This window comes from Enterococcus sp. DIV2467a (assembly GCF_050532945.1).
In the GTDB taxonomy this organism is placed as follows: Bacteria; Bacillota; Bacilli; order Lactobacillales; family Enterococcaceae; genus Enterococcus; species Enterococcus faecalis.
Genome location: NZ_CP172896.1, coordinates 465,926 through 488,274 on the forward strand (window position 1 = coordinate 465,926; position 22,349 = coordinate 488,274).

Below are 22,349 nucleotides of genomic sequence, written 5' to 3' on the forward strand. Positions count from 1 at the left end.
ATAGAAACAGGGGAGTCCCCGCACCACACTCTTTTTTAAGAGAGGAAGCATTTATGAAACTAGCGCAAGAATTCTCAGAAATACTTTCATTTTATAATAATTATATCAATAGTCGTCGTGATAATGAACAAAAATTAAAGCTAACAACTACTTCTTTACCTATCACAGCCGCAGCAATTTGGGTAAAAGTAAGAACTGGCATAATATTAAATGAAGAAGATTATACGATGATTTATAGAATTCAAAAAGAATGGTCAAATAAGACGAAAAATGTCTTTGAAGAACCCGCGGATATCTATACATCAAATTTGGCTATTTATTACATGACATTGTTAGAGGTTAAAAACAATTATAGTTTTTTTGAACTACAAAAAGAAATTACAGAAATTCGTGACTATATTTTTGCACATATGATTCGAAAAGGTGCACTTATTTCGTCTATTGAAAAAGGAGAGCCTGATTTTGACATAGTGTTAAGTGTGTTGCCTTTTGGCCTTTTTGCACCAGAAGATTTAGTTATGGTCGCAGGAATCCAACAGCTAACAAAGAAGAAAAAGCTAGTATCAAAAAATGAAGCAGCATTGTTAGGGATTTACTATACAGAAAAATATGATTTTACGAAAGCAGACAATTATCTGGCACAAACGAAAATAGCAGTTGATGACGGCAACATACTCACCTGTCTTTTTGAAACCTATTTGAAAGAAAAAAAAGCCAGTATATCAACCAATGATTTTATCCATAAGCCATTAGGCAATGGCAATATTTATGATAACTTACCTTATGAAAGAAGCCCTCATTACCCAATCGTTGGGGAAGACTGTACTTTTAAGGTTCAAGTAAATAGCAAATATGTAAAGGAGGTTGTTTTGATTCTTGATGGACTAGGTGAGGTTATTTGTGAATTGGTAGATGAGCAACAAAACATTTATCAAGGAACTGTCAATATTCCTGTAGGTTACACAGGTGGAACCTATTCATTTTTGGCTGTAGGAGATACAAAAGAACGTTCGGAAACCTATCAATTGACGATTCAAAAAGTTTCGACTGGGGCTAAGCCTATGTTCTTAGGTTCTTGTGTAGAAGGGAATATTTATCAGTTGGAGAGTAATGGACCCCCACTTTTTTTAATGTTTCAACAAGCAAAAGTACAACTTGTTTTGGCGCAGCCACAACCTTGCTCAAAGGAAGTAAATAAACGATATATGTATTTAAACGAGCAGCAGCAGATTATGACACCGACTGGTGAGCCGTTGCTTCAATTTCATGAAAATATGCTTCAACTACACGAGCTAATGGGGCAAGGAATTAGTGGCATTTCAATGAATTTTAACGATCAATCAGAGATTTATTACGGCTTTGGTGAACGCTATAACGCAATCAATCAATTAGGAAATCAGCTGGATTGCTTTGTCTATAATCAATATCGGGATCAAGGAACTCGAACGTATCTGCCGATGCCTTACTTTTTTACAGATCGTGGATACGGAATGTATATAGACACAGATTATTATACAAGCTTTGATTTACAAAAAGCACAATCGGGTGTTGTGACAGTATTTATAGAGACAGAACCTACAGACTTTTTTGTTGAAATTAAACTACTTCACGGCAGCATGAAAGAGATGATTGGTCAATATATCACATGTACAGGTGAGCCGATTATGGTGCCTAGTTGGGCATTGGGACCTTGGATGTCTAGTAATAATTGGGATCGGGACAGTATTGTTCGTCAGCAAGTAGAACTGACTAATCAATATGATATCCCCTCTACGGTGATTGTTCTTGAGCAGTGGAGTGATGAGACAACCTATTATATGTTTAATGATGCCCAGTATCCAATGCTGAAACCTGGTGAGAGTCATTCTTATCATCAGATGACTTTTCCTAAATGGGGGCGTTGGCCTGATCCTCAAGGATTGATTGATTATTGTCATGAAAATGGGTTGAAATTTATATTGTGGCAAATTCCGATAGAAAAATATTTAAATCAGCAAAAACATCCCTTAAAAGATCAAGACGAAGCGTATATGATTGAAAAAGGATTTGTAGTTAAGAATGCCGACGGATCGCCGTATAGAATTCCAGAAAATTGGTTTACAGATAGTCTTTTGATGGATTTTACGAATGACGAGGCAAAAAAATGGTGGTTTGAAAAACGACAATATTTAATTGAGATTGGTGTTGATGGCTTTAAAACAGACGGGGGAGAAATGGTTTACGGAGCAGATGTGACCTTCTCAGATGGAAGCACGGGGAGAAACATGCGCAATAACTATCCTAAAGAATACATCAAAGCATATTACGAATTTGCACAGCAAAACAAAGGCATCACGTTCAGTCGGTCAGGTTATACAGGAGCTCAAACTTATCCAGCGCATTGGGCAGGAGATGAACGCTCTACATTTGAAGCGTTTAAACGACAACTTATTGCAGGAATAAATTCAGGGATGTCTGGCGTACTATTTTGGGGTTGGGATTTAGGGGGATTCAATGGTGATATTCCTAGCGCAGAACTATTTATGCGTGCAACTTCAATGGCTACTTTTTGTCCAATTATGCAGTATCATGCGGAAAGTAAAGGGGAATTTAATCAAGATAGAACGCCATGGAATATAGCGGAAAGAACGAACACACCGAAAGTCATTGACGTATATCGTTTTTTTGCAAATACTCGAATGAATTTGCTACCGTACATCTATGATCAAGCCATGAACTCAGTGAATCAACAGAAACCATTGATGAATGCATTACAAATTGAGTATCCAAAAGAAGACTTTCAAAATTGTTATGATCAATTTATGTTTGGCGAATCTTTACTTGTTGCACCTGTGATTGAGGAAAAAGCAATTGCAAGGAACGTGCAATTCCCAGAAGGTTGTTGGACAGATTTTTGGACGCATAAGATTTATGACGGAGGCACAACTGTAGAGGTTTCTGCTGAAGTTCATCAAATCCCTGTTTTTATAAAAGAAAATTCAGCTGTCTTTTTGAATTTAGGCAATACAGGAGTGTTAGGAGAGACTATCGGAAATGATTTAACACAATATACAAAACCAAAACTGATTATTACAGTCAAAACAGATTTTGAACAAACAATTGTTGACTATTTAGGAAATACAATCCATATAAAAGTAACGAAAGACGACCGTTCAGTCAGTTGTGAGCAACAATTAGCATTTGATATTGAATGGATTGAGTTGTAGGAGGAACAAACATGAAAAAAAAGTGGTGGCAAAAATCAGTGGTCTACCAAATCTATCCTAGAAGCTTTCAAGATTCAGATGGAGATGGAATCGGCGATTTACAAGGAATCATTCAACGCTTAGACTACTTGGAAAACTTGGGGATTGACGCCATTTGGTTATCTCCAGTTTATCAATCGCCAAATGATGACAATGGCTATGATATCAGCGACTATGAGGAAATTATGGCGGAATTTGGTACCATGGCAGATATGGAGCGTTTGATTGAAGAAGGAAAAAAACGCAATATTAAAATTATCATGGATTTAGTCGTCAACCATACCTCTGATGAACATGCTTGGTTTATTGAAGCAAAAAAAGGTAAAGATAATAAATACAGAGATTATTATGTTTGGCGCGATGGAGTGGCTGGAGCGGTTCCCAATGGCTTGCGTTCAACATTTAGCGGCTCTGCATGGGAATTTGATGCAGAATCTGGACAGTACTTTTTGCATTTGTTTAGTAAACGTCAGCCTGATTTAAATTGGGAAAATGAGAACGTTCGTCAAGCAGTATACAAAATGATGAATTTCTGGATTTCTAAAGGTGTAGGCGGGTTTCGGATGGATGTCATTGACCTAATTGGTAAAATACCAGATAAGGAAATAATTGGCAATGGACCGAAGCTTCATGAATATCTCCAAGAAATGAACCAAGCAACTTTTGGCGATAAAGAGTTAATGACAGTAGGTGAGACGTGGGGAGCGACACCTGAGATTGCGAAGCTGTACTCTGATCCGAAACGGCATGAATTATCCATGGTTTTTCAGTTTGAACATATTGGTTTGGACCAAGAACATGGCGTAGGCAAAGATAAGTGGGATTTAAAACCATTAAGTATTCCAGAACTGAAAACCGTTTTATCTAAGTGGCAAGTTTCACTAGGTGATGAGGGCTGGAACAGTTTGTTTTGGAACAATCATGATTTACCTCGAATTGTCTCTCGTTGGGGCGACGATACGATTTACCGAGAACAGAGCGCCAAAATGTTTGCTATTTTGCTGCATATGATGAAAGGAACGCCTTATATCTATCAAGGAGAAGAGATTGGGATGACCAATTACCCAATTTCAGATATTTCTGAAGCGGAGGATATAGAGACAATTAACATGTATAATGAACGATTATCTTTAGGTTTTTCTAAAGAAACGCTGATGGAATCAATCAATGCCAAAGGTAGAGACAACGCACGTACTCCTATCCAGTGGGACAACTCAGAAAATGCAGGCTTTACAACGGGAACACCATGGTTACATGTGAATCCAAATTATAGAGAAATTAATGTAGCTGCCAATTTAGCAAATGCTGAATCAATTTTTTATACTTACAAAAAATTAATCCAGTTGCGAAAGAAAAATGAAATTGTTGTTTGGGGAGAGTACACACTATTGGAGAATACACCACCTGAGGTATTTGCCTATCAGCGCACACTTAATGACGAAGTTTGGTTAGTTGTAGCGAATATCAGCAGGAATCAGCAGCAGTGGACGATGCCAGGAGCGGGAAAAGAAGTAATTATTTCCAATTATCATTTAGCGGAATTACCACAAGGAGAAATCATGCTGCAACCATATGAAGCTTTTGTAATACGGCAGAAATAAATCAGTTTAGTGAAGAAATGTTTTGGATTGATAAAAAAAGAAAGAGTTTGGGGGCGCTACAAAATGACCGATGCCCCAAACTCTTTTTTTAGATAGTCGATGATAAAGGCTTTATAGGAACTAAACACTGTTGTTTCAATCTCATACGAGCGTATTTGCTTTTAATTACTCCGCTTCCGCATTTTGCAAGTCAGCGACATCAGTCAGATAAGTGGCTTCATCCAACAAATCTTCCGAATGTGCAACATAAATCGCAGTGGCGCTATCACCAACCACGTTTAGGCTAGTAACGAGCATTTCGATTGGACGATTAATGGCTAAAATCAATGAATACGTCGCAATCGCAATCTCATTGTTATAGTTTAAACCAGTTAAAATAGTGAAAAGGATAATCCCGCCAGCGCCAGGTGCCGCCGGTGTACCAATAGATGACATTAAAGCTAAAATGGCAATCAAGGCAATATTAGCTGGTGTCACTTCATAACCAGCTACGCCCGCCACAAAAATAGCCGCAATTACTTGCATAATCGCTGTGCCGTTCATATTAATAGTCATTCCTAACGGCAAGACAAAGGCGGCAACATCGCTGTCGACACCTAACTCTTCAACCGTTGTTTTTGTATTTAACGGTAAAGTGGCTGCCGAAGAAGAAGTAGAAAATCCAAAGACCACAACTTTCATAATCTTTTTAATAAAAGGAACAGGATTTAATTTTGTCGCAAATAAGATAAATAATGGGTAACCGATCATCAAAAAGGCTAAGAGCGTCGCTGTCGTTGTTACGACGTAGACTAATGCTGGTTTTAAATAATCAATCCCGTAAGAAGCAAACGTCCGAACTAACAACATAAAGACGGCGATAGGAGCAAATTTAGTAATTACAAAGGTTAAAAATAACGTGACCATCGCATTGACTTCTTCAATTAATTTTTTGAAAACACGAATTTTATCCCCTAATGCATTAATACATAAACCAGTAATCACTGCCAACACAACAACAGCTAAAATCGCACCATTGTCGCTAAATGCAGAACCGATATTTTTCGTGACAGCATTGACTATCACCATTAATGGGTTGCCGCTCGTACTTACTTCGACAGGAGCTAGCGTTTCAGATAACGACACATTAAAAGCGCCAGTTAAATATACGCTATAGCCCACAATTCCTGCCGTTAATAGAGCAATCAGTGACATCGATAAAAAGCCAAAAATTGTTTTATAGGAAATTCGTCCTAATTTTTGCGTATCGGTAATATGACAAATGGCTAAAGTAATTGAAGTAAAGACCATCGGCACAATCACTAATTGTAGGCCGTTGATAAATAGTTGACCAATAATATAGAAAAGCCCAATCGCAGATTGTCCTTTTTCAGGATCTGAAATATCTTGGAAAAGAATCTGATTGATTGTCTGCCACACAGCGCCTTGATTGCTGCGAATAAGGTGCTCTCTTAAAAATAAAAAGCCGAGCCCAACGATTAACCCTCCCACCAATGAAATCACCATTTTTTTGGTAAATGAGATACTTTTCACTTCACGTTTTTTCTTTTCCACTTTGTTGCCTCCCAAATAAATTGATTAAGCACCGCGCAAAAAAAGCCTTGCACACAAAAAAAGGGCAAGACATCTCGTATCATTCACTATACAAAAATACAGAATTTTACAGAACTTTGCCTTGTTAGCCTCTCGGACTATCTTAAAGGTACTTTTCCACATACTAAGGGAAACTACGAGAATTGTCAATTCTTTTTTACTTAGGGGGGTGTTATTTTGAAGAAAGAAAGTGATCTTTACCCTTTCCGCAGATACCGCAGCCAAAAAAGAACTACAACGGATTCTTTTGCAGTATAATAGAAAATAGAAACGAAAGAACAGGCACCAACACAAAGGAGGTATTTTTATGAAAGTCACTCAACTTTCTAGTGAAACCCTTGACCGAGCGCATGAACGTTTTGAAGAAACACTTGAGCAAATGACCGTTGCCGAAGCAAACACGATGCCCGCAGCATTAATTAAGTCTGTTACTTGGCTAATGTGGCACACAGCCAGAGAATTAGACCTACAAATTTCCGCACTTAATCATAGTGAGCCGTTATGGCTTAGCCAACACTGGACAGAAAAATTTGCCTTGGATTTGCCAGATGAAACAGAAGACTGGCATCACACACCAGAAGAAGCGGCGAAAGTCGTGGTGACAGAAAAGCAATTGCTTAGTGACTATTTGGCTGCCAGTGTGGCACTTACCAAAAGCTATTTAGACCAAGTCAAAGAAGAACAATTGTCAGACGTGATTGATAAAAATTGGACCCCGCCGGTGACTAGACAAGTGCGTTTAGTTTCAGCGATTGATGATGCAGTGATGCATTCTGGGCAAGCCGTTTATACACGAAGATTAGTCATTGGAAAATGATAAATAAGCAAAAACAAAAAATGCTTCTGCCTAAGCAGGAGTATTTTTTATTGAGAGAAAAAATACATAAAAATAATGAACGAAGGACTGTCCACTTTTTCCCTAGTTGAAACGTTGTATAAGTGAAAGGAGAAATCAGATGAAAAAGGAGGCAAATTTTGACGAAGTACTATTTTCTTTGGGGCAAGAAGTCATCCAAGTCTTGATTCGCCGAGGAGCAAGTCTTGAAGATGCACAAGATGCAGTGTCGCAAACGTATACAACGATTTTTTCAATATTACCTGAAATTACATCAGAAAATCTACGCCCGTGGTTTTTCCGAGTAACATTTAATTACTACATTACGATGTATCGAAAAAAGAAACGAGAACGCACTTTTGTGGCAAACAGTCATCCTGTGCAATCAATAGAAAAAATGGAAGGGCAAGAGTTATTATTATTGATCGATTCCTTAAAAGATGAGGAACAAGAACTATTGCTTTTGAAATATTATTATCAATTATCGTATGCCGAGATTGCGTTGATTTTAGAATTATCTGTTGAAAATGTTCGCAAAAAATTGTATCGCACACGTCAAAAATTAAAAAAAGAACTGGAGGAATAGAAGTGGATTTAAAAAAAAGTATTCGTAAAGCGAAAAGAAAACAATTTATCGTGATTGGTGCCATAACCGTTGTTAGTTTTGCCGTATTGTTTGTCGGTTTTTTTGTGGGAATGGATAAACTTTCGACGAAAAACTATCATACCCTACTAGAAGTAATTAATGATCAAGAAATGATTGCTTCACCAAACACTCAATTAGATTCCCAAGTAATTGCTAATAGTTCGCCTTTTGGGGGCGAAGTTGTAACTAATCGTTCAAAAAATATTGATGGTTACACGGTGGAGTGGAGTAATTTACGTAGCAGATATAGCTTTTTCAGAAATTCGATTGACTGGAATGAAGTCTATCCTGGTAGCTATTATTCTTCTAAGAATTTTTATGAATACAACCGACAAACCAAGCAGAAAGTAGCATCTTTTTATAATCCAGCGATTACCAATTACTATGGTGGTATCAAAAACGAATTAAGTGAATTAGATAAAATGGAAAACCAAGTAGCGGAAGTGGCGATTTCTTTTGATAAACCTTATCCATATGAAGAAGTCCGCAAAATGTTACCGAGCAATGTCAACTTAGTTTGGCTCTATGTTTACTCCGAAACGGTTAATGAAAAAGAGGGGCCTTCTGGTACGCTGCCTTATGGTTTTCAATTAAGCATGGACGATCAAAATGAAATATTTGATCCTGAAAACGACAAGCAACACTTTTTTGAAACCTTAGAAAAATCCCCCTTGTTTGCTGACAACCAAGAAGGCCAAAAGTTTATCCAACAAAATAAAAATAAAAAAGTCGAAAAATTACCTATTTGGGGAGTCATGCTCACCGGACAAACCAAAAATTTCAAAGCCTTACAAAATGAACCTTTTGTTCGTGGGGCTTCAATTGGCGTGACCGCACCTATCGTTCCTTATATTCAGCCAGAGAAATAAACATTCTTCCAAACTCTAAGCCTTCCGACTGATTTTGCTTCAACGATATTGTCAGTAAAAATAGAAAACGTTATAATAGAATGGATCACAGGAAGTGCTTCTACAATGCGTGGGAGCACTTTTTTTACTTATCTATGAGGAGGGCAAGTGAATGTTTTTTAATTTTATTGGGTTAACGTTATTTTTTGGTATCGGGATCTTAGTTGCGAATGGCGCCAAAATTGTAGCGAATAAAGGGAAAAAGAGTAAGGGGACCATTCTATTAATGGCGATGGAATTGCTCTTGTTAGGTATCTTTTTATTTGTGACTTTGCCAAGTAAAAATCTTTCAACCGTGTTATGGATTAATCTGATTGGCGCAGTGATTGCTAGTGGGGTGTTATTGAGTACACGCTTAGCTAGTAAAGTCGAAGTTCCTGGTATCCAAAAGGGCCGCAAAGAAGTAGGAAAGAATACCAACAAAACGGCTAACAAAGACTGGTCTGGCAAAATTTTGGGTGTTGCCGTTTTGGCAATGATTTTGTTGACTATTGTCAGTAGTATTACCAGAATCTCTTCTATTGATGAAATTTATCAAACGATTCCTTTAAAAACGGAAGAAAAAGCTGAAGTTTTAACTTCGGCGAAAGAAACACCCATTGCGATTGCACCACAAACGGCGAAACGAAAAATGTTACAGAAATTTTCTGTCATTCCCAATTCCAATATGTTTACTTTGGATGGTATAACGGCACAAGTTGTCAATGGCGAGTATGTTTATGTAGCAACAGTCGAATTTAATGGCTTCTTTAAATGGCTAAAACTGGGGGAAGTACCTGGCTATTTCATCATTAGTGCGACAGATATCAACGCACAGCCAGAATTTGTAGAAAAACCAATTGTTTATACTCCTTCAGCTTACTTTGGCAAAGATGCCGCACGAAAAATTTATTCCGCTTATCCAGGTTATGCAGCAACTGGCACAATCAATTTAGAGCTGGACGACCAAGGGAATCCTTACTATATTCAAACGCTTTACAAAGAGTATGGGGTTTCTGGTCGCATGCACTATAATGAATTTAAAACGGCGGTATTAAATGCTACAACGGGAGAAGTTAACGTTTATGACAGTCAAAAAGCCCCAAGTTTCGTTGATGCGCCGATTACTAGCTCAGCGGCGAATAGCTTAAATGAATTCTTTGGTCGTTACAGTCAAGGCTGGTGGAACCAGACAATGTTTGGTGCCAAAAAAGATGTCAAAATTCCAACTGAAAATGGTATTTATGCATCAGGACAAATTACGCCGATGATGAACAAGGAAGGGAACCAGTTGCTTTATTTTACGGACTTTACAAGTAGTGAAAAAGACCAAGATTCCGCTTTAGGTTATTCCTTAATCAATGCCCGAACAGGCCAAGTGACGTATTATCGTGATACTAAAGTCGGCATTATGGATAGTGATGGCGCCATTTCTATCGCTTCAAAAATTTATCCAGAAAAGAAATGGAAAGCTAGTATGCCAGTCCTTTATAACATTGATGGCGTGCCAACGTGGATTGTTTCGTTAATGGACAGTAAAGGGATTTTCAAAAAATATGTCTATATAAACGCCGTAGATAATGATATTGTGATTGATGCAGACACGGCACAAGGCGCATTAGACGCTTATCGAATTGAGTTAGTAACCAAAGGAAGCAACAATGAAAATACAGACAAAGCCAACTTGAAAACGATGCAAGGTAAAGTAGCTCGTGTCTCAGTAGTAGCTGGGGAAGCGCAAACGGTAGTTTCATTTTTACTAGAAGATGAAAAAACCATTTTTAGCGTAACGACTAATAACAGTCCGCTGGCGCTATTCTTAGAAGAGGGCGACCAAGTGACATTTAAAGCCGTAGTGACTGAAAATGCTAAAGCAGCGAATGTTGAAGAATTGAAAATTGCAGGATTAAACTAAATAAAACACCTCTTTTCTATAGAAAAGAGGTGTTTTATTCTTGGAAAAGAAGAAAAATCCACTTATTTCTGCTATGATAATAGAGAAAAAGAATACGAAGGAGCTTCGCCCATGCGCAACATAAAATTAACCATTGAATACGATGGTAAAAGATACTCAGGTTGGCAACGACTAGGTAATTCAGAGAAAACGATTCAAGGGAAAATTGAAAGTATTTTAACACAAATGACGGGTGAACCGATTGAAATTATTGGCTCAGGCAGAACGGATGCCGGCACACATGCACGTGGTCAAGTAGCGAATTTTAAAACGACTAGTTCACTAACAACAACCGAAATGTTATCCTTTTTAAATCGATATTTACCTGGCGATATTGTTGTTAAAGAAGTTACAGAAATGCCTGAACGTTTTCATGCACGGTATAATGCCACAGGCAAACAATACAGCTACTATGTTTGGAATAGCCCAATTCCTAATGCCTTTGAACGGTATCATAGTTTTCACTTTCCCAAAGCGTTGGATCAAGAAAAAATGGAACAAGCTTGCCAAAAATTAATAGGGACCCATGATTTTATTGGCTTTTCAGCATTGAAAAAAAACAAAAAATCGACTACTCGAACGATTGAAAAGATTACGATTGAAAGAAACGGCGAAATGTTACAGTTCACTTTTGTGGGCAATGGGTTCTTGCATAAAATGGTCCGCATCCTCGTTGGGACACTTTTAGAAATTGGTGCAGGCACCAAAGAATTAGCGATAATTGACGAATTATTCGCAACAAAAGTCCGAGAAGGCGCAGGTGAAACGGCTCCTGCACAAGGGTTGTTTTTAGATGAAGTGTATTATAAATAACAAAAAAATAAATTTTCTTTAACCACACCAATTAAAAAGTTGAACTTCATCTAAAAAGTGCTAACGTTAAGAAGAGATTAACAATAGAAAGAGGTCATTTTTTTGCTATCTTTACTTATTTCTGTCAAAAAATTATTTTCATCTTTTTTAGGTATCTTAAAAAAAGAAGACACTCGTGCCTTGTTCTTTTTACTGGCAACCACGTTGTTGAGTGGGACCATTTTTTATTCAACAGTGGAAAAATTGTCGCCATTAGATTCGTTATATTTAAGTTTCATGACGTTAACCACGATTGGTTATGGAGATGTGCATCCAGTTACTGACTTGGGAAAAATTTTCACCATGGTTTATGCTACAGTAGGCTTGGGGATTATGGCTATGTTTATTTCGGTCGTAGCAAAATCCTACTTGTATTCTAAACAAAGTCATCACCACCATCACCATAAAAACAAAGAACATTCAGCGGAAAAGTCTTCAGAAAAATAGACGAAATTGATGAGTTGACCAAGTGTTTCTCGAAAAATGAAAGTTTTTTGAGAAACACTCTTTTTTTATCTTAATAATTATGGTAGTATGTCCCAAACTGTATTTTATTTTAAAGGAGCGTGAAGTGAATGGTCAAAGCGATTCGGAAATTATCGTTAATTCAAAAAATCATGATAGGGATTGTGATTGGAACCACCTTGGGTTTCTTGGTGCCAGAATGGACCTTCATCAGCGTTCTTGGTGAATTGTTTGTGGGCGCCTTAAAAGCAATTGCGCCGATTTTAGTTTTTGTCTTAATTATTGCGTCGCTAGCCCAACAAAAGGCTGGGGCGAAAACATATGTTGGATCAATTTTAGTTGTGTATCTGTTAGCGACATTTTTGGCAGCTGTTGTTGCTGTGACGGCAAGCTATCTGTTTCCCGTTAAGATTGTCTTGGAGGCGGCGCAGGAAGCGCAAGCAGCCCCAACGCAACTTAGTGATGTTTTAAGTAATGTGTTAACAAGCGTTGTCCAAAACCCGATTCAAGCGATGATTGAAGGCAATTATTTATCTGTTTTATTTTGGTCCTCATTAATCGGTATTGGGTTACGTCAAAGTTCGGTCGCTACCAAGGATGTGATTGCCAATCTTTCAACAGGGATTACCACGGTCGTTCAAATGATTATCGGCATTGCGCCAATTGGAATTCTAGGTTTGGTGTTTCATTCGGTGGCAACCACAGGCATTGCAGGGTTAGCCAAGTATGGTCAGTTATTATTATTGTTAATTGGTACGATGGCCGTGGTTGCTTTAGTCGTTTATCCAGCGATTGTTTTTTGGAATATTCGGCAAAATCCGTATCCGTTAGTCTTTTTTGTATTAAAGGAAAGTGCGATTCCCGCATTCTTTACACGCAGTTCTGCGGCCAATATTCCCATTAATATGGAATTGGCGAAAGCAATGGATTTAAATGAAGAATCTTATGCGGTCTCTATTCCGCTGGGCGCAACGATTAATATGGGCGGCGCAGCCATTACGATTACCATTATGACATTGGCGGCAGTCCACACATTAGGCATGTCCGTGCCAATCTATTTAGCATTATTGTTGAGTATCATCGCCGCTGTTTCTGCTTGTGGGGCTTCAGGAATTGCTGGTGGTTCCTTGTTGTTAATTCCGCTTGCATGTAGTTTGTTTGGCATTTCCAATGACATTGCCATGCAAGTCGTCGGCGTTGGTTTTATCGTCGGCGTAGTCCAAGATTCCATTGAAACAGCGTTGAACTCTTCTAGTGACTTGTTGTTTACCACCTCAGTTGAGTTAGCAGACCGACGTAAAAATGGTGAAAGTATTGATGTCAAAGCGTTAATTGGCAAAAGTCAATTGGTGGTCGAACAAGAAAATATTTAAAAGAAAGGAACAACCCGCTAAAATGCGGGTTGTTCCTTTCTTTAATAATCTCGGCCCCATTTTTTTCAGGGGCCACTGAAATTATCGACCATTTTGTGAAGAAAATCCTCTCTATAATAAAGGTATCAAGTAAATAGGAGGTACACGAAATGAAATGGTATCAACTTTCCTCAACAAAAGTAATCGAGCAGACTAAGACGAAGCAAACGGGTCTTTCTAGCGAAGAACGTCAGCAACGTTTACAAACGAATGGTCCAAATAAAATTGAAGAAAAACAACAATTGAAAACGTGGCAAAAGCTAGCCAAACATTTTACAGATTTACTAATGGTGGTCTTACTCGCTGCCGCAATTCTAAAATTTGCCACAGGCGAAGTGGTCGAAGGAAGTATCATTTTTCTAGTGGTGCTTGTCAATGGCTTTGTCGGTTATTGGCAAGAGCGTAAAGCAGAAGAATCATTAGACGGACTGAAACAGATGATGGGCCAAGAGGCAGTCGTTCTAATTGATGGACAAAAAACAACCGTTTCTTCTGAAACATTAGTTCTGGGAGATGTAGTCACGTTACAAGCTGGCGATGTAGTCCCAGCAGATTTGCGGTTATTTGATGTTCATAATCTGATGATTGAAGAATCAATTTTGACAGGCGAATCAGAAGCCGTGGAGAAAATTACCGGTTCCTTGAATGAAGAATTGCCAACAGGCGATCAAAAGAATTTGGCTTTTTCAGGAACACTTGTCCAAGCAGGCTCAGCCTTAGGCGTTGTAGTAGAAACAGGAGATGCCACTGAAGTTGGAAAAATTAATCACGCGTTGCAGTCAGTAGATAAAAAAACAACGCCGCTCGTACGGAAAATGCACCAATTAAACAAGCAAATTTTCCAAGGGATTATGGTCTTGATCGTGTTTCTGATTTTCTTTACCACTTTTCGTCATGGCATGGAATGGAGCCTCTTATTTTCTGCGATGATTGCATTAATTGTAGCAATGATCCCAGAAGGCTTACCTGCTGTGTTAACGATGATTTTATCGATGGGTGTTCATGAGATGGCTAGAGAAAATGCGATTATTAAAGGTATGCCTTCCGTTGAAACATTAGGCTCAATGACAGTTATCTGTTCAGACAAGACAGGAACGCTAACTAAAAACGAAATGACGGTAATGGATGTAGTGACTGAAGAAATGACCATTGTCAAAGAGATTATGGCCAACTGTCAAGAATTGAAATTACAAGACCAACAAAAAATCGCCGACTTGCAGGGGAATCCTACCGAGTTAGCTTTACTACAATATGTCGATCAGGATCAACTGTCTTTACGCCCTGTAGAAAAGAAAATTCCGTTTAGTTCAAGTTATAAATACATGGCCACTCGCCATCCGCAAGCAGAAGGTTCAATTATTTATGTCAAAGGTGCGCCAGAAGTATTGTTACAACTTTCTACGTTATCTGATAGTCAAAAAGGTGATTGGCAAGCACAAGCTGCGCAATTAGCGCAAAAAGGACAACGGGTATTAGGTTTCGCTTATAAGACAGTTACGTCACAACAGGAACTGACACATGAAACATTGTCAGGATTGACGTTTGCTGGACTGGCAGGCATCATCGATCCGCCAAAAGAAAGTGCCATTCAAGCCGTCAAAGAATCTCAAGAAGCAGGTATTTCCGTCAAAATGATTACCGGAGACCATAAAGATACAGCGCAAGCCATTGGCGAGCAAGTTGGTTTAAAGCATACGAAAAAAGTCCTTGAAGGATTAGAAATTGATGCTATGTCAGATGAAGAATTAGCTCAGCACGTTCAAAAAGTCGATGTATTTGCACGAACGACGCCAGAACATAAATTACGAATTGTCACGGCTTTACAAAACAATGGCGAAATTGTCGGAATGACCGGCGATGGCGTGAACGATGCGCCAGCACTAAAGAAAGCCGATGTCGGAATTGCCATGGGAATTAAAGGAAGTGAAGTAACCAAACAAGCCGCAGATATGGTTTTGGCAGATGATAATTTCCATACGATTGCTAAAGCCGTGAAAGAAGGACGCCGCATTTTTGATAACTTGAAAAAGACGATTACTTTCTTCTTGCCAACTTCTTTGGCACAAGGCTTAATTGTTGTCTGGGCGCTTTTAATGAATCATCCTCTACCGTTGACACCTGTCCAGATATTATGGGTAAACATGGTAACTACGATTACTTTGTCTTATGCATTAGGTTTTGAAAAAGCGAGTGCTGATACCATGAAACGACCACCAAGAGATGTCAACGAAGGCATTTTAACAAAGTACAGTATTTTTAGAATCGTCTATGTGTCGGTACTCATTATGGTACCAGGTTACCTTATGGCGTTACAATTTGAGGGCCAAGCCTTACAGCAAACGTTCCTCTTACAAAGTATCGTCTTAGCGCAAGCAGCGTATATGATCAACTGTCGTAAGTTGGTTGATCCGTCGTTAAGCACAGGCTTTTTCCAAAATAAAGTGTTGTTTGCTTCATTAGGAATCCTCTTTTTACTACAAGCGCTAGTAGTTTACTGGCCAGTAGCGCAGCAATTAATTGGCACAACTTCTTTAAATGGCCTTCAATTAGCAATGATTTTCGTCCATGTTGTGAGTCTGTTTTTCCTTGTTGAAGGGAAAAAATATATAACCAAACGATTCATGACGAAAGAAAGCCAAAAAACTAGCGAATGTCCTCGCTAGTTCCTTTAAAAATAAGAATGAAGAGTGAGCTCTGCTAGTCGGCGGAGTTCATTTTTTGTTGGAATTAAAGAGAGATAAAAGACAGGAAGATCAAGATGATCCAAGGGGAAATTGGAAATAATTATGTCGGCTTCATTTAACGTCAACTGGCTTAGTTCCACATATTCAATAGCTTGTAATTTCACACGAGTACCTAAATAAGCAGCTAATTCTTGTTGTAAAAAAGCTTTCCAAGCAGGTTCCCCTTGAAAGAGGAAATAGGCAGTCATCGTTTGCGCCTGAATGGAATAACTGGCTTGTTTTTCTAACAAAGAAGCCAAACTAAGAAAATAAGTCGGTTCTTCAATCGTGGTGTAGCGAGATAAAATCTCCAAAAGTTCTTGGTTGCTCTTTGATAACGCAAGGTCCTCTGCGGCTTGTTCGGTCATTAATTCTTGATATTCCAATTGAAATTGCTCAGAAAGTGTTGGGGACTCGGTATATTTAATGAATAACAATAACAGATTATCCAATAAATTTGTTTGGATTAAATCAGGCCGGGCTTCTTCAGTGGACAAATTAGTGACAAACTGTTGTAACGACTTTCGCAGCTGACTGTAATGAGTGTGGAGCGCAGAAGCCAACGTTTCGCCATAGACATTATCGTAATTCCAACTTTCTAAGAAACAAAAGAAGGCGAAAAAACTTTCTTCTCCTTGCAAATAGATGCCTTCAGAAGCATAAAGTTTTGCCAAGGACGGTTGATAAAGTTGAAACAAGACATCTTTTGAGTCAAAAGAAAATTGACTCACTCGGCAATTGGCTTTGTTGCGAATCGTGTTAATGAAAAACCAACAAGCACCAAAAATTTCTTCCGTTTCCACCGTCAACTCACTACTGTAAACTTGTTTCAAAAATTGGAAATAATGCTCCTCATGAATAGAATAATCGTCAAAAAAATAATTATTATGAGTAAAAGGCACCAACAAACGATGATAAAAAATCCGAATATTGCTTTCTGCCCCGATTAACTGAATGGTGGCTGTGGTTAGCTGAATCGTTAAATGAAAATCACGTAAGGCCAGATTCATCTTTTTGATATGTCGCTTCAAAGTTTCATAAGAAACACCACTAGTGCTCAAAAAAGAAGTTGTCACTAACTCTTTCGTAAATAGTAGCTCTTTTAATAGTTGAATACTAATGGATTGAGGTAAAAATAATGACCAAAGCTCATTGGTTTGCGCATTCCCCTGATTGCGTAACCGAATACCACTGCTATCGGTTTCAATGGACCAGTCGGCGGGTAATTGACTGCGAATATACTGTAAATCCGAAAAAACGGTTCGCTCTGTCGTCTGGATTTGCGTGGCTAAACGCTTGGCTGTCAGCTGAGGAACATTTAACAACTGTTCCAACAAACGAATTTGCCGAAGCAAATCTTTTTCCGTTATCACACGTTTTAACATGGAGTACATGGCAAAACCTCCTTTTGCTTAAGAATACGGATAAAAAGGGGATTGGTCAATTAAAAAAAGAAGCGAATCGTCATTCGCTTCTTTTTATTCACTATACAAAAATATCAAATGTATGCAAAACGGCTGACAATAAAATGGTTACAACAGCCATTCCTGATACAAAGCCGACAGCACCAGGAACAAACGGAGGTAATCGTTTAGCAATATAGCTACCGACAGGGGCCGCACTAATTCCTGCTAAAACGGCGATGGTCAGGGAAAGCCAAAAGCCACCACCCATCATTAAAATCACACCAGGAACAATGCTGACCAGTGGCATAAACGTTGGATACCAACCTTCTTCAGCGAAATGTTTTCGATAAAGAAAAACACCAACAGCCGAAGCAATCATTTGTCCCATTAAAATGTCAGGAACCAAGCCAGAACCATTTGTAATATGATTAATATTGACAAACCAATCTGTTAAAACGCCTAGAATTACCAAACCTCCAACTAACTCATTTCCATAAAACCAAGCTTCGGAGAAGTCAGCAAAAGTGCGTCGTATTGACCATTGAAAGGTTTGCGTATTTTCAATTTTAGGTTGTTTTTGCCGCTTCTGAGCGATTGGTGCAACAGAAGGAACCATCCAAGGAAGTTGATGACAGATGGCTGAAACAATCCAGCCAACAAAAGCCATTGTGGTAACGTTGGAAACTGTCCCAGGTACATTTAAAAGGGGCATCAATTGCGCATTCAGCCAATTGGCAAACGGAAAGGTGAAAAGCGCACTCAACAGAGAAATCGTTCCTAATTTTTTCCAGCCAGGACCATAAACGAGCGTTAAAGCTGGCGGCGTGCCGACCACCACAATAAACGTTGGTAACCACAACACTTCTTTTGTAAAAAAGCGTGTAAAATCAAAAACATAAATAGTTAAAAAGAGGGAAAGTAGCTGAGAAGCAAGTACCCAAGGCCAAGCACCAGAACCACCAGCAATTGCAAATCCCTGCCATTTTGAATTTTTCCGATAAAGTTGCCAAGCAATCAGACCGCCGATTAGTAAGAAAAGCGTTGTAAAAAGTCCACCGTAAAATTCCCCTTCCGTGAAGTTCATAACAAAATAGATAAATTTGTAAAATCCCTGCTGATTCACTTTGGTAACTACGTCATTGTAAGGAAAAAAGTTAGACACATGTCGAAAGCCATTCATGATCCAATACAGGAACATTCCCAAAAAAATTTTTACAACAAGAGCTAAAACGGCTTCGTAATTGATCGATTTATTTTTCATATGATCGCTCCAAAAAAATGACATTTTACTAAGTTTTTGAAATTAGTTTATTTTAGCTACTAAAGCTTTTAGTGCCTCGTTAAAGACATTTGCTGGCGGATTAGTCAATCCAGCGCCAATCATACCAATCCCCGGTTCTTTATGAGCAATAGCAGTATTAATGACAGGCAGCATCCCTGTTTCTAAGACTTTTAAGACATCGATGCCTGAAGGAATCCCCATAAAATCTAAAACAGGAATCGTGACATTGGGATTTTCTTTCGTAGTAATTTCCAGCATTTCTTTTGAATAATTCAATGCTTCTGCCACTGTTCCGCCAACTAATGGGACAATTGCTGGTGCAGCTGCCATAGCAAATCCGCCAACACCATACGTTTCTGTAATAGCACTATCGCCCATATCCAAACCAGCATCTTCTTGTGTGTAACCAGCAAACATCGGACCAATCACCCGTTGGGCAGGCCCCTTAAACCAGTGATTTCCGCCAATCCCACTGACACGAATCCCAAATTCGACCCCGTTGCGACACATGGTGGTGACAATTGTACTATTCTCCACATTATGCCCAGCATCTAACGCACATTTAGCGGCGCCCATCCAAGTCGGACCAGAAAAATAGTCAGAACTGCCAAGAAATTCAAATACTTCTTTTAATTGTTCACGAGAAAAATCAGTTTGAACCATGTAAGGTGTTAATGCTTGGACTAACAACGTACTTCCGGCTACATTGCGATTATGGCACTCATCGCCCATATGCAAGGCTTGCGAAAGCATTAAGCGTAAATCAATGCCTTCTGGACAAAAAGTCATGGCATCATGAAGTAATGGACCTAAAACATCGCGCATCCAAATCAGGCGATCCACGACGGATTGATCATTTGCACCAAATCGTAAAACTTTCGCCAATTGTTCACTTAAATTAGTAAAAGCCGTGTTGCCGTACGTTTCATTTTTGATAATATGAACGTACATATTCGGAGAAGTCACGCCAGCCATAGAACCAACGGCATCATGTTCATGACAAGGAGAAAACGTAATCGCGCCAGAACGAGCAACCCGATCGGCATCAGCTAGATCTTTTGCTAATCCTTCAAAAACAAGCGCTCCTTGAACGGCACCTTTCATCGGTCCGCACATATTTTCATAAGTAATGGGTGGCCCAGCATGTAAAATGGTCGTTTCAGTCATATCGGGCATGACATTAATTGCTTTATCAAATCCTACTAAAATAGGTTTTGATTGAATAATGCGGGTAACCGCTTCTTCGTTGGCTTGTTGGATTTTTTCATAAAGTGTTGGATTTTTTAATTGATCCAATAATTTCAATAGCTCTGGGTCACCATTGGCTGGCGGTGCCCAATTTACTTGATGTGAAGGAATCCCTTGTTTTTTCATATCTTCATGAATAAAGTCAATGCCTACATTGATCGTATCTAAAGGCTGTTTAAAAAGATCATTTCTGCTCATGTTCGTTCGCTCCTTTTACAAAAGTTTTGGTGGCTTCGCAAAGTTGATGACTGCTGTCGACAACGAGAACCTCTAAATCTTCTAAAATTTTCCGCTGTTCATGAATATCTTGTGGATCTTCTTCGGTCCCTAAAACATAGCCAATAATGGCTAACTCACGACCATCTGCTTTCGCTATTGCTTTGGCTTCCTTTAACGCCTCTGCTAACACACCAACGGGATTTTCGTGAGAACCATAACCTAATTCAAAATCTAACGCTAAAACTGCCACTTCAGGATCTTTGGCTTCTTGAAGAATGCGAGTAATCCGAGAAGTCGGATCGATCATTGGATGTGGGCGGCCTTCTGTGAAACGATCATCACCGAAATCAATCAATGTATGTGCTTGGCTGTGGTCAGGATTTGCTAATTGTCGTTCAGGAATTTTATGAATATTACTATAAACATCATCAGAGACTTCTGTTAAAGCATATAAAAGTTCATCACAAAGAGTGCCACCACAGAACAACCCACGAACAAATTTTTGAGAAGGGGTTTGTTGCTGTTGGATAGCTGTTAACGTTGCGCCTGTCGGATTTTGATAGAGGCTGGGTTCCGCTTCCTGTGTTTGACTAAATTGAATCACCTTTTGAACTGCATCCAGAGAAGAAGTAGCAAAAGTGACGTTGTCTATTTTTCGTTCCGTTTGTTCACTGCCGATAAAATAAATAACAACTGGTTTAGTTGAAACAGCTAATTTTTTTAAAATTTTCTCTGTTACTTCTGGAGCAGGCGGTTTAGAAATAAGCAAAATTGCCTTAGTTTGTTCGTCAGCCATTAAAGCATCCAGTCCGTCAAGCATCATCAGCCCACCAATTTCAGCAGACAAATCACGGCCGCCAGTACCAATTAATTGTGAAATCCCATAACCATATTTATGGATTTGGACACTAACTTCTTGGCTGCCTGTACCAGAAGCGCCGACAATTCCAATATCTCCTGAACGTACCTCGTTAGCAAAACATAACCCGACGCCATTAATAATCGCTGTTCCACAATCAGGGCCCATCACAAACAGTTCTTTTTCGTGTGCTTTTTGTTTTAACGCTAATTCCTCGTCAACCGTCACGTTATCACTAAAGAGCATGACGTGTTTTTGCTGATCTAAAGCTTTATGCGCTTCTCGTGCAGCAAATTTTCCATTGACAGAAATTACAACTAAGTTGGCATCAGGCTCTTCATAAAGGGCTGAATCTAACGTCTTATAGGTTACTTCAGAAGAAGCGGTTTTCTTTTTCTTTGTAAATAACTCGTCGACTTGCTGTAAAATTTCTTCTGAGTTCGCTTGGTCATCAAGATCTAAAACAATTAATAAATCACCCGTTGTAACATGATCCAAGGCGGGTGTATATAAACCAACATTCCGAATCACTTCAAGATTCATGTCGGTTCCCATCCCAATCATTGCAGTTTTAACTCCAGCCAGTTCATTGGCTCGTGTTGAAATGGTCATTAAAGTAACTGAATCAAAATAGGCGTTCTCTTTAATTACTGTTTGAATTGTCATGATTATTCTCCTCACAAAATAGTTTTAAACCAAAAATAATGCCGCAAAGTATGTCGCTTCCTGAAGTTGAGCCCACCTCCTCTAAAGCTGAAACCGCTTGAGCCATTTCGTTTGTATTTCCACTTTCAATTGATAAAAAAACACGCTGAACTAGTTGAGAAAACCGTTCGTTCACTGCTTCATGGATTTCCGCATAACTGACCGCATTCGTTCGTTCCTTGGCTAGCACAGCCAGCTGTTGGAAATTCGAGGGAAGTTGCTGTAATGCAGAAAAACTAGCAAGTAATCCTGTGATAAAATCATCGCCAGTGGGAGTTAAACCAATCCCCAATCCCAAAATCTTCGTTAAACAATCAAGAGCTATTTTAAAAGATTTTTGCTCCCAAGCCTGTTGAAAATGAATCATTTCTTTTTGAATCTGGGTCCGACTATAAGAATCAAAAAGAAAGGTTGACG

16 protein-coding genes are annotated in these 22,349 nt (G+C 38.9%); 10 read left to right on the forward strand and 6 right to left on the reverse strand.

Translation table 11 applies throughout. The annotated features are described in order from the left end of the window. The first annotated feature begins 53 nt into the window (after positions 1–53). On the forward strand, positions 54–3,206 hold the full coding sequence (locus IGL80_RS02200; protein WP_002404339.1) for a TIM-barrel domain-containing protein: 3,153 nt from the start codon (positions 54–56) through the stop codon (positions 3,204–3,206). Positions 3,207–3,217: 11 nt separating this feature from the next. Continuing rightward, positions 3,218–4,846 (forward strand): glycoside hydrolase family 13 protein, encoded by a 1,629-nt coding sequence (locus IGL80_RS02205; RefSeq protein ID WP_002359099.1) that lies wholly within the window; start codon positions 3,218–3,220, stop codon positions 4,844–4,846. Between the two features lie 165 nt (positions 4,847–5,011). Here the strand turns inward: IGL80_RS02205 and IGL80_RS02210 are convergent, their stop codons facing one another. After that, positions 5,012–6,415 carry a dicarboxylate/amino acid:cation symporter gene (locus tag IGL80_RS02210; protein ID WP_223302467.1) on the reverse strand — a complete coding sequence of 468 codons (1,404 nt, stop codon included), beginning with the start codon at positions 6,413–6,415 and terminating at the stop codon, positions 5,012–5,014. A 331-nt stretch (positions 6,416–6,746) separates the two neighbouring features. On the opposite strand from IGL80_RS02210, the gene gst reads away from it, so the two are divergent. The 8 genes from gst to IGL80_RS02250 all read left to right on the forward strand — a co-directional run bounded on the left by gst (position 6,747) and on the right by IGL80_RS02250 (position 16,153). Continuing rightward, a complete protein-coding gene (gst, locus tag IGL80_RS02215) occupies positions 6,747–7,256 on the forward strand; it encodes a DinB family glutathione transferase (RefSeq protein WP_002359101.1) in 510 nt (169 codons plus the stop codon). 139 nt (positions 7,257–7,395) lie between these two features. Continuing rightward, complete coding sequence (locus tag IGL80_RS02220) at positions 7,396–7,860, forward strand: RNA polymerase sigma factor (RefSeq protein WP_002383292.1); 465 nt, start codon at positions 7,396–7,398, stop codon at positions 7,858–7,860. A 2-nt stretch (positions 7,861–7,862) separates the two neighbouring features. Further along, positions 7,863–8,789, forward strand: coding sequence for an anti-sigma factor (locus tag IGL80_RS02225; protein WP_002359103.1), 927 nt, complete (start codon positions 7,863–7,865; stop codon positions 8,787–8,789). Between the two features lie 151 nt (positions 8,790–8,940). Further along, complete coding sequence (locus tag IGL80_RS02230; protein ID WP_002404338.1) at positions 8,941–10,722, forward strand: hypothetical protein; 1,782 nt, start codon at positions 8,941–8,943, stop codon at positions 10,720–10,722. Positions 10,723–10,833: 111 nt separating this feature from the next. After that, positions 10,834–11,574, forward strand: coding sequence for a tRNA pseudouridine(38-40) synthase TruA (gene truA, locus IGL80_RS02235; protein ID WP_002359105.1), 741 nt, complete (start codon positions 10,834–10,836; stop codon positions 11,572–11,574). Between the two features lie 102 nt (positions 11,575–11,676). Then, positions 11,677–12,060, forward strand: coding sequence for a potassium channel family protein (locus IGL80_RS02240; protein WP_002355036.1), 384 nt, complete (start codon positions 11,677–11,679; stop codon positions 12,058–12,060). Positions 12,061–12,188: 128 nt separating this feature from the next. Then, positions 12,189–13,451, forward strand: a complete 1,263-nt coding sequence (gene sstT, locus IGL80_RS02245; protein WP_002359106.1) for a serine/threonine transporter SstT — start codon at positions 12,189–12,191, stop codon at positions 13,449–13,451. Positions 13,452–13,600: 149 nt separating this feature from the next. Further along, positions 13,601–16,153 carry a cation-transporting P-type ATPase gene (locus tag IGL80_RS02250; RefSeq protein ID WP_085366550.1) on the forward strand — a complete coding sequence of 851 codons (2,553 nt, stop codon included), beginning with the start codon at positions 13,601–13,603 and terminating at the stop codon, positions 16,151–16,153. Positions 16,154–16,158: 5 nt separating this feature from the next. Here IGL80_RS02250 and IGL80_RS02255 read toward each other — a convergent pair whose 3' ends face one another. From IGL80_RS02255 to IGL80_RS02275, 5 genes are all read right to left on the reverse strand, one after another. Further along, on the reverse strand, positions 16,159–17,598 hold the full coding sequence (locus IGL80_RS02255; protein WP_002400483.1) for a helix-turn-helix domain-containing protein: 1,440 nt from the start codon (positions 17,596–17,598) through the stop codon (positions 16,159–16,161). A gap of 100 nt (positions 17,599–17,698) precedes the next feature. Beyond that, complete coding sequence (locus IGL80_RS02260; protein WP_002359110.1) at positions 17,699–18,880, reverse strand: hypothetical protein; 1,182 nt, start codon at positions 18,878–18,880, stop codon at positions 17,699–17,701. A gap of 42 nt (positions 18,881–18,922) precedes the next feature. Continuing rightward, positions 18,923–20,347 carry a DUF1116 domain-containing protein gene (locus IGL80_RS02265; protein ID WP_002359112.1) on the reverse strand — a complete coding sequence of 475 codons (1,425 nt, stop codon included), beginning with the start codon at positions 20,345–20,347 and terminating at the stop codon, positions 18,923–18,925. After that, entirely contained in the window at positions 20,334–21,893 is a 1,560-nt protein-coding gene (fdrA, locus tag IGL80_RS02270) for an acyl-CoA synthetase FdrA (protein WP_002404337.1), read from the reverse strand. The genes IGL80_RS02265 and fdrA overlap by 14 nt, the downstream gene beginning before the upstream one ends. Further along, positions 21,871–22,224, reverse strand: a complete 354-nt coding sequence (locus IGL80_RS02275) for a DUF2877 domain-containing protein (protein WP_229203090.1) — start codon at positions 22,222–22,224, stop codon at positions 21,871–21,873. The genes fdrA and IGL80_RS02275 overlap by 23 nt, the downstream gene beginning before the upstream one ends. Positions 22,225–22,349 lie beyond the last annotated feature (125 nt).